This window comes from Streptomyces sp. Isolate_45 (assembly GCF_024721315.2).
Taxonomy (GTDB): domain Bacteria; phylum Actinomycetota; class Actinomycetes; order Streptomycetales; family Streptomycetaceae; genus Streptomyces.
Genome location: NZ_JANFAK020000106.1, coordinates 22,515 through 30,326 on the forward strand (window position 1 = coordinate 22,515; position 7,812 = coordinate 30,326).

8 protein-coding genes and 1 pseudogene are annotated in these 7,812 nt (G+C 74.9%); 5 read left to right on the plus strand and 4 right to left on the minus strand.

Annotated elements, in window-relative coordinates:
* Positions 1–218: 218 nt before the first annotated feature.
* Together NOD94_RS28215 and NOD94_RS28220 are read left to right on the plus strand one after the other, a co-directional pair.
* Positions 219–1,151: a pseudouridine-5'-phosphate glycosidase gene (locus tag NOD94_RS28215; protein WP_281208943.1), complete on the plus strand. Its 933-nt coding sequence runs from the start codon at positions 219–221 to the stop codon at positions 1,149–1,151.
* Positions 1,148–2,053: a PfkB family carbohydrate kinase gene (locus NOD94_RS28220; protein ID WP_281208944.1), complete on the plus strand. Its 906-nt coding sequence runs from the start codon at positions 1,148–1,150 to the stop codon at positions 2,051–2,053. Before NOD94_RS28215 ends, NOD94_RS28220 begins: the two co-directional genes overlap by 4 nt.
* A gap of 101 nt (positions 2,054–2,154) precedes the next feature.
* Here NOD94_RS28220 and NOD94_RS28225 read toward each other — a convergent pair whose 3' ends face one another.
* Positions 2,155–2,823 carry a uridine kinase gene (locus NOD94_RS28225; RefSeq protein ID WP_281208945.1) on the minus strand — a complete coding sequence of 223 codons (669 nt, stop codon included), beginning with the start codon at positions 2,821–2,823 and terminating at the stop codon, positions 2,155–2,157.
* Positions 2,824–2,915: 92 nt separating this feature from the next.
* Between NOD94_RS28225 and NOD94_RS28230 the strand changes: the two genes are divergently transcribed.
* Entirely contained in the window at positions 2,916–4,361 is a 1,446-nt protein-coding gene (locus tag NOD94_RS28230; RefSeq protein WP_281208946.1) for a WGR domain-containing protein, read from the plus strand.
* Between the two features lie 213 nt (positions 4,362–4,574).
* Here NOD94_RS28230 and NOD94_RS28235 read toward each other — a convergent pair whose 3' ends face one another.
* Complete coding sequence (locus tag NOD94_RS28235) at positions 4,575–4,943, minus strand: cupin domain-containing protein (protein ID WP_281208947.1); 369 nt, start codon at positions 4,941–4,943, stop codon at positions 4,575–4,577.
* A 143-nt stretch (positions 4,944–5,086) separates the two neighbouring features.
* On the opposite strand from NOD94_RS28235, the gene NOD94_RS28240 reads away from it, so the two are divergent.
* A complete protein-coding gene (locus tag NOD94_RS28240; RefSeq protein WP_281208948.1) occupies positions 5,087–5,734 on the plus strand; it encodes a DUF2293 domain-containing protein in 648 nt (215 codons plus the stop codon).
* Between the two features lie 174 nt (positions 5,735–5,908).
* On the opposite strand, the gene NOD94_RS28245 is transcribed toward NOD94_RS28240, so the two are convergent.
* Complete coding sequence (locus tag NOD94_RS28245) at positions 5,909–6,634, minus strand: chaplin (protein WP_281208949.1); 726 nt, start codon at positions 6,632–6,634, stop codon at positions 5,909–5,911.
* A gap of 128 nt (positions 6,635–6,762) precedes the next feature.
* On the opposite strand from NOD94_RS28245, the gene NOD94_RS28250 reads away from it, so the two are divergent.
* The gene (locus tag NOD94_RS28250; RefSeq protein ID WP_281208950.1) at positions 6,763–7,311 is read left to right on the plus strand and encodes a hypothetical protein; all 549 of its coding nucleotides are present in this window, start codon (positions 6,763–6,765) and stop codon (positions 7,309–7,311) included.
* Here the strand turns inward: NOD94_RS28250 and NOD94_RS28255 are convergent.
* Positions 7,292–7,812: pseudogene (locus tag NOD94_RS28255) on the minus strand (hypothetical protein); the annotation flags it as partial. The gene NOD94_RS28250 and the pseudogene NOD94_RS28255 sit on opposite strands and share 20 nt — an antisense overlap.

Below are 7,812 nucleotides of genomic sequence, written 5' to 3' on the forward strand. Positions count from 1 at the left end.
GCCGGGCGGCCGTCCTGTGAGCGGCACGGGCGGCGGCCCGAAAGGCCGAGGTCGGTGCCCCCGGCGTCGCGGCGCACGTTCCGCACCGTGGGTCCCGACGGTCGGCGAGTTCGTCGTGGAGGACGCCGGGGTTCACTGGAGCACGTGACTCGGACAGGTTCGCGCCGGAGCGGGGACAGCGCGTTTGGGGGCGCGAATCACGTGCCATGGATGGGGACATGCCACAGCACAGAGCAGCCGAGGTCCCGGTCCTGTCCGAAGAGGTGCGCGAGGCGCTCGATGCGGGGCGGCCCGTCGTCGCCCTGGAGTCGACGATCATCGCCCACGGCCTGCCCCGTCCCCGCAACCTGGAGGTGGGGCTGGAACTGGAAGCCCTGGTCCGGTCGGAGGGCGCAGTCCCGGCGACGGTCGCGGTGCTCGACGGAGTCGCGTACGCGGGCCTCGACAAGGCCCGCCTGGAGCGGATCGCCTCGGGCGGGGCCGTGCGCAAGCTCGGCCACCGGGATCTGGCTCCGGCCCTGGCGACGGGTGCGACCGGGGCGACGACGGTGTCCGCGACGGCCCTGCTCGCCGCGCGGGCCGGGCTGCGGGTGTTCGCCACCGGCGGCCTGGGCGGGGTGCACCGGGAGTGGGCGCGGTCGTTGGACGAGTCGGCGGACCTGTCGCTGCTCGCCAGGACCCGGATCACGGTGGTGTGCGCGGGGGTCAAGTCGATCCTGGACGTACCGGCGACGCTCCAGCGGCTGGAGACCCTGGGCGTCGGAGTGCTCGGCTACGGGACGACCCGGTTCCCGGGCTTCTACCTGGCCGACTCCGGCGAACCGGTGGACTGGACGGTGCACCGGCCTGAGGAGGTGGCCGAGGTGATGGCCGCCCAGGACGCCCTCGGAGGGCCGGATTCCGCCCTGCTGGTCGCCAACCCCGTCCCGGCGGCGGAGCAGTTGGATCCGGAGGTCCACGACCGGGTCCTGGCCGAGGCCCTCACCGAGTGCCGGGAGCGGGGGATCACGGGGCAGGCGGTGACGCCGTTCCTGCTGGGGTTCCTGGTGCGGGCGACGGGCGGCGCCTCGTTGGAGGCGAACCTGGCGGCTGTGCGGGGCAACGTACGGCTCGGGGCCCGCGTCGCGCGGGCCTGGGCGGCGCGGCCGTGACCGGCGCACCGGGGGCCCTGCTGGTGGTCGGCGACGTGGTCACGGACGTCGTGGCGGTGCACGCGGAGCCCTTGGCGGCGGCCACCGACACCGCCGCCCGGATCCGCACCCTGCCGGGCGGGGCCGGCGCCAACGCCGCGTGCTGGGCGGCCCGTACGGGGACGGCGGAGGTACGCCTCCTCGCGCGCGTGGGTTCCGAGTCCGCGCGCTGGCACGAACGGGCCCTGGTCGACGCGGGAGTACGGCCCCGGCTGGTGATAGACCGGTCGGAGCCGACGGGGACGGTCGTGGCCCTGGTCGGCAAGGACGCCGAACGCACCTTCCTGACCGACAGCGGGGCCTCCTTGCGCCTGTGCCCCGCCGACTGGGCGCCGGCCCTGCTGGACGACGCCGCGCACCTGCACCTGTCGGGATACCTGTTCTTCGCCGACTCCAGCCGCGAACTGGCCCTGGTCGCCCTGCGGGCGGCCCGCACGCGGGGGGTGCCGGTGAGCGTGGACCCCGCTTCGGCGGGGTTCCTCGCCACGCTGGGCCGGGAGCGGTTCCTGACCGCCGTCGCCGGGGTCGGCGTGCTCCTGCCCAACGAGGACGAGGCCCGGCTGCTGGCCGGCCTGCCGGAGCCGGCCGGGGTGGCCCGCGCGGCCGTGGAGCTGAGCCGGCGGGCGGCGCTGGTGGTGGTGACGCTCGGCGCGGGCGGGGCCCTGGTCGCCGAGGACGGCCGGATCACCGCCGAGGTCGGGGCGGAGACCGTCGAGGCGGTGGACTCCACGGGGGCCGGGGACGCCTTCACCGGCGGGTTCCTCGCCGCCCGCCTGGACGGGGCGGACCCGGTGGAGGCGGCCCGCGCGGGGTGTCGGACGGCGGCCCTGGCGGTCGGCCGGCTGGGCGGCCGGCCCTCGTAGGACGATGCGGACGGGTCCGTCGGGCCGGCTCCTCCGACCGCCACCCGCCTCCGACGGCCGCCCACCCGCCTCCGTCGCCCCGCCCGCGACCGCGCCGCCCCTCAGTCCGGCAGCCCGCTCCAGGCCGGGTGGCGCGGGTCGTCCGCCTTGACCAGGACGTCGGCGGCGGTGGCCGGGCCGGTCTCCCGCGCGTAGCGGGCGAAGGCCGGCAGCGTCCAGCGTTCGGACTCCTCGGTGCGGCGGGCGAGGGCCCCGGGGGACAGCCCGATGTGCACGCTGAGGTCGAAGGGGAACCAGTGCCCCAGCAGTAGCGGTCCGTGCACGATCACCACGCCGCCCGGGGCGAGTTCCACGTAGGGGCTGCGCGTGGCCCGGTCGGTCACCGGGTCCCACAGGTCGGGCAGCACCCGTCCGCTGCCGCCGGGGTCGGTCGGGCCGAAGACCTCGCGCCACAGGGCCCCGGTGTCGTACCAGCCGCCGAGGTAGGAGTCGACGTCGTGGCGCCCGTACTCGAAACGGAGCGACGCCGGCCGCAGGAAGCCACCGGCGGCCACGACCAGTACCGAACGGCCGCGCAGGCGCAGCGCGTCGGCGAGGTGACCGGCGAGGACATCGGTCGCGGCGGCGGGCGCGCCGTCGATGCCCACGCGCTGCCAGGTCCCCCGCCCCGGCCCGCCGGGAGGTTCGTCGGCGGAGGCTCCGCCGGGGGTGTCGAGGTGGGCGGCGAGCCGTCCGGCCAGCCGCTGCCAGGTGATCGCTTGGAGCTGCACCCGCCCATTGTCAGTGGCGGGGCCTAGTTTTTCCCACGAAGGGATCACCGGTGGACAGGAGCCGGGGGCCCGGCTCGGAGGAGGGGTCTGTCATGGCTCGGGAGACGACGTACCTGGAGCTGTCGCAGGACGACGGCGCGGCGCACAAGTTCTACGAGGTGACGGTGGAGGGCACCGCCGTCTCGGTGCGGTACGGACGCATCGGCGCCGAGGGCCAGTTGCAGAGCTCCTCCTTCCCGACCGTGGAGAAGGCGCGGGCGGCGGCGGCCAAGAAGGTCGGCGAGAAGGTCCGCAAGGGTTACGCGCCGGCCGTGCGGGGTGCGCGCGCCGCACGCTCGGTGACCCGCCGCCAGGTGGCTTCGGCGCCGTCGACGGCGCGCGCCGTGGCCCCGGTGCTGTGGCGGTTCCGCACCGGCTCCTCGGCGTTCGGGATCCACGTGGACGAGGACCGCTGCTGGGTCGGCAACCAGGCCGGGGACGTCTACACGGTGAGCCACGGCGGTGAGGTGCTGGCCCGCTACTCCCTGCCGGACGGGGTGAAGTGCCTGGTCGCGGACGACTTCTGGATATACGCGGGCTGCGACGACGGCACGGTGTACGACCTGTCGTCGAAGGTCCCGTTCGGGGCCTACGGCATCGCGGCGGACGTGGACATCTACTGGCTCGACATCCACGAGGGCGTACTGAACGTCTCGGACGCGAACGGCGGCCTGACGGTCATCGACCACGAGGACGAGCACCAGTGGTCGCGGAAGTCCTCCGGGGGCGGCGCGTGGATGGTCCGGGCGGACGAGCGGGCGGTCTACCACGGCCACGGCAACGGCGTGACGGCCTACGCGGCGGACGGTACGGGCGAGTTGTGGCACACGAAGACCCCTGGCGGGGTCCTGTTCGGGTGGCAGGAGGAGCACTCCGTGTACGCGGGGACGGCGCGCAACACCGTGCAGCGGTTGTCGAAGGCGACGGGCGCCGTCGAGGCCTCGTACCCGTGCGACGCGGCCGTGTACTCGTGCGCGACCTCGCCCGACGGTCGGCACGTGTTCGCGGGTGACTCGTCGTCCTCGGTGTACTGCTTCGACGCCGACGGCCACCGGCTGTGGAAGCTGGGCACCGGTGGTGGTTCCGCGCTGTCGATGCAGTACCTGGACGGGCGGCTGTACCTGGTCACCACGGACGGCTCGCTGGTGTGCGTGGACGCGAGCGAGGCGGCCATCGCGGCCGCCCAGCAGGGTTCCGTCCCGACCGCGGTGGACGTGAAGTCGGCGGCGGCCCTGCCGGTCTTCACCCCGGCGGCCTCGGCCGCCGCGGTGGCGACGGTCTCGCGGGCGTCGGTGCCGGCCGGCGCTGTCGTGGTCGAGTGCGTTCAGCAGGGGAACCGGATGCGGGTGCAGGTGGTCTCCGAGGGCTTCGACCTGGCGTGGCACGTGCAGTTCCCGCGGGGGATCCGTGAGGTGGGGGCCCGGTACGTGGTGGACGGGCTGCACCCGGCCGCCGGCGGCTTCTACCGGGTGCGCGGGGAGATCCGCCGACTGGTCTGAGCGGGCCGGGGGGCTTGACGGGGCTCGGGCCGGGGGGTGCGGGGCGGGCGGGGGCGCGAGCCGGGGCGGGTGCGGTAGGTGTCCGTGGTGGACGGGGGTCTCCACGGGCACCGGCCGGACCCGCCCGGCGGCGTGCCCCGGCCGAGCCCGCTCCAGGGCCTGTCGTCGAGCTCCCGTCCGCCTCCGGCGGCGACGGGAGTTCGACGACAGGCCCTAAGGGCGGTGTTCCGGGCAGCCGCAGGGGGTGGCGCCGAGCGGGGCCGGGACGGCTATCGCGAAGGGGGCGTCCGGCGGGAGGGCGCAGGTCACGTGGAGGACGATCGGCTCACTGCCGAAGTTGCGGCCGAGGTGGACGTGCCCGAGGCCCTCCGGTTCGACGAAGGTGTCGCCGACGGTGTGCACCTCGACGGTGTCGTCGTCGAGGATCCGGGTCAGGGTCCCGGCCCTGACCACCGCCATCAGCGGCACCTGGTGGTAGTGCCAGCCGGTGCAGCCGCCGGGCTCTATGACGACTTCCCGGCGCATGAGGTCCGAGGGCACCGTCGCCCTCGGGCGCCTCGCCATCGCCTGCCGTCCGCCCATGTGCCCTCCTCCAGGGCCCCCCGCGGCCCACCCGATCCGACTCACGGTAGGAGGACATCATGACGTCGGGTAAGACTTGATGAAAGGCTAACAACCTATCTGTACAAGGTGATATACGCACCGGTCAGCGGTATCACCCCTGCATGAGTCTCGTCGTTTTCGAGTCACAGAAGCAGATCCACTGCGCGGACTGCCGACAGGGCCCGCTGCGGCACCTCGTCCGCGAGGCGGGCGTGCCCCGCTGCCTGGACTGTGCCGACCTCGGCCACCTGGTCTACCTGCCGCGCGGCGACACGGCGCTCACCCGCCGGGCCCGGGAGGCCAGTTCGCTGTCGGCCGTGGTCGTACGCCGCCACAGGCGCCGCCGGCGCTACGAACGGCAGGGGCTGCTCGTCGAGGAGGCCGCGCTGGCCCGCGCCGAGCGGGCCTGCCTCGCGGACGCCGACGCGCGCGCCCGCCGTCGGCAACGCGACCGGCTGCGGCGGGCCGCCGAGGACGTGCGGTTCACCGCCGCCTTCGCCACCGAGATCCTGCGGCTGTTCCCGGGGTGCCCCCCGGACCGCGCGCGGGCCATCGCCGCGCACGCCTCGCTGCGCGGAAGCGGCCGGGTGGGGCGCACCGCGGCCGGCCGGGCCCTCGACGAACTGGCGGTGTCCGTGGCGGTCCGGGCGGCCGTGCGGCACACCGACACCGAGTACGACGCCCTGCTGATGGCCGGTGTCCCCCGGTTCGCCGCCCGGGCCCGGCTGGCGGAACGGATCGACGCCATCCTGAACGGCTGGCGGCCGTAGGCGTACCTCCGGGGCGGGGGCTGCGGGCGGACGCGGCCGGGCCCCGGGCCGGGGGCGGCGGGCGGGTGCGGCCGGACCCCGGGGCGGCTGCGGGAACCTTCGGGGAGCGCCCAGGGCGTGTCGTGAAGGTCTCGCCCGGCCCCGCGGCGCCCGGCGCCACTGTTACAACACGCCCTAGTTGAGGCGGAACCGCCGGTACAGCAGCGCGCCGCCGAGCAGGAGCGCGCCGCCGGCCGGCAGCAGGTAGCCGATGCCCTCGGAGCCGGTGTGGGCGAGCGCCGAGTCGTGGCGCGGCGGGGCGGGCGGTGCGGGTGGCGTCACCGGCCTCGGCGCGACGGGCGGGATGACGGGCGTGACCGGCGTGACGGGTGTGACCGGCTGCGGCGGCTTGCCCTCGGTGGGGGTCTCCCCGTTGACCGAGATGTTCCCGTGGGAGCTGTTGCCGACCCCGACGACGCTCACCGAGTTGCCGCTGAGGTTGACCGGGATCTCGACGGGAAGCTGGATGCCGTTGCCCGACAGCAGTCCCGGCGAACCCTTTCCGCTGCCCTGGGCCACCGCTCCGCCGCCGTTGGCCGCCCGGGAGCCGGTGGCGGAAACCCCCCGGTCCGCCGGGCCCGAGGCCCGTGATCCGCTGTCCCCTCCCCCGGGTGAGGAGTTCGTACAGCGGTTGCCGGCGGCGGAGTTGAGGACGCCGACCACGCTCACCGTGTTCCCGCAGACGTTGACCGGGGTGTGCACGGGCAGCTGCACCAGGTTCCCCGACAGCAGTCCGGGCGAGCGTTCCGCCTTCCCGCCCGCTTCCGCATCGGCGTGGGCCAGACCGCCCACCCCCGCGACCGCCAGTCCACCGCTCGCGACCATCGCCGCGATCAAGCCGTTCCGACGACTGTGACGCATCAGTTTTCCTGCCTTCCGGAGGGATTGAGGGGCATTGCCCCCACACCGGTAAACAACGCCGTAAACCCATTCGGGTTATAGAGGCGATAGGCATTTCACTCCATCGTGTACTGGGTAGTGCCTACTTCATGACGGAACGACCGCTGCTCCTGCTCGACGTGGACGGCCCCCTCAACCCCTTCCGCTCCCCCTTCGCCTCGCTCCGCGGCTACGCGACCCACCGGATGCGACCGGACGTCTGGCTCTCCTACCGCGACCCCGAGTCGCGTGCGGCCCGCCGCGGGGCCCGGGTCCGACTCCACCCGTCCCACGGGGAAAGGCTGTTGGGGCTGCCCTTCGAGATCGTCTGGGCGACCGCCTGGACGCACCAGGCCAACACGATGATCTCCCCGCACATCGGACTGCCCACCGACCTGCGGGTCGTCGAATGGCCCGAGATGTTCGCCCGCGACCCCGAGGGGCTCTCCTGGAAGACGCGGGCCCTCACGGAGTGGGCGGCGGGCCGTCCCTTCGCCTGGGTCGACGACATGATCACGCCGCGGGACCGGGCCTGGGTCGCCGCCCACCACCCGGCTCCGGCGCTGCTCCTGAAGGTCCTGCCCCGACACGGACTGCGACCGCGGGACTTCACCGCCCTGACCCGCTGGGCGGGCGGAATCAGCGGGACAGGGCCGTGACGGGGTCCGGGGAGGGCGCGGCGGCGGGCCACCAGTCCTCGTCGTCCGCGCGGGACTCGTAGGCGTACCAGAGGCCTTCACGGCTGAGGCGGAGCTGACGGGTGCGGTCGGTGAGGCGGTTCCGCTCTGGACGGAAGGCGCCCAGCCCGGCGGCGAGGAGGGCGGGGCGCGCCCGGTCGAAGGGCCCTGCCGGGGGGTCCCACGGCTCGTCGAGGACGGTGAGCGCGGGCAGCCCGCCCTGACGCCAGGCCGCAGCGGCACGGGCGAGTTCGGTGGTGGACCGGCCGGTGGCGCGCGCGAGGTCGCGGTAGAGCCCGCGGGCCGGGCCGGTGAGTCCCGCGGTGTGGTGGGCCGAGGCCAGCCGGACGGCGTCCTGCCACAGGGTGAGGTGCCCCGTCGGGTCGGCTCCGGTGGTGAGCAGCGCGAGGGCCCGGGCGGCGGCGTCGGTGGCGAGTTGGTCCAGGGCCAGCGGGTCCGGGGCGCCGGGGTCGGCCGGGTAGG

Bases quoted from the DNA above. Each gene is read 5' to 3' on its own strand.
- NOD94_RS28215 (WP_281208943.1), top strand. From the start codon at position 219: ATGCCACAGCACAGAGCAGCCGAGGTCCCGGTCCTGTCCGAAGAGGTG.
- NOD94_RS28230 (WP_281208946.1), top strand. From the start codon at position 2,916: ATGGCTCGGGAGACGACGTACCTGGAGCTGTCGCAGGACGACGGCGCG.
- NOD94_RS28235 (WP_281208947.1), bottom strand. From the start codon at position 4,943: ATGGGCGGACGGCAGGCGATGGCGAGGCGCCCGAGGGCGACGGTGCCC.
- NOD94_RS28240 (WP_281208948.1), top strand. From the start codon at position 5,087: ATGAGTCTCGTCGTTTTCGAGTCACAGAAGCAGATCCACTGCGCGGAC.
- NOD94_RS28245 (WP_281208949.1), bottom strand. From the start codon at position 6,634: ATGCGTCACAGTCGTCGGAACGGCTTGATCGCGGCGATGGTCGCGAGC.
- NOD94_RS28250 (WP_281208950.1), top strand. From the start codon at position 6,763: ATGACGGAACGACCGCTGCTCCTGCTCGACGTGGACGGCCCCCTCAAC.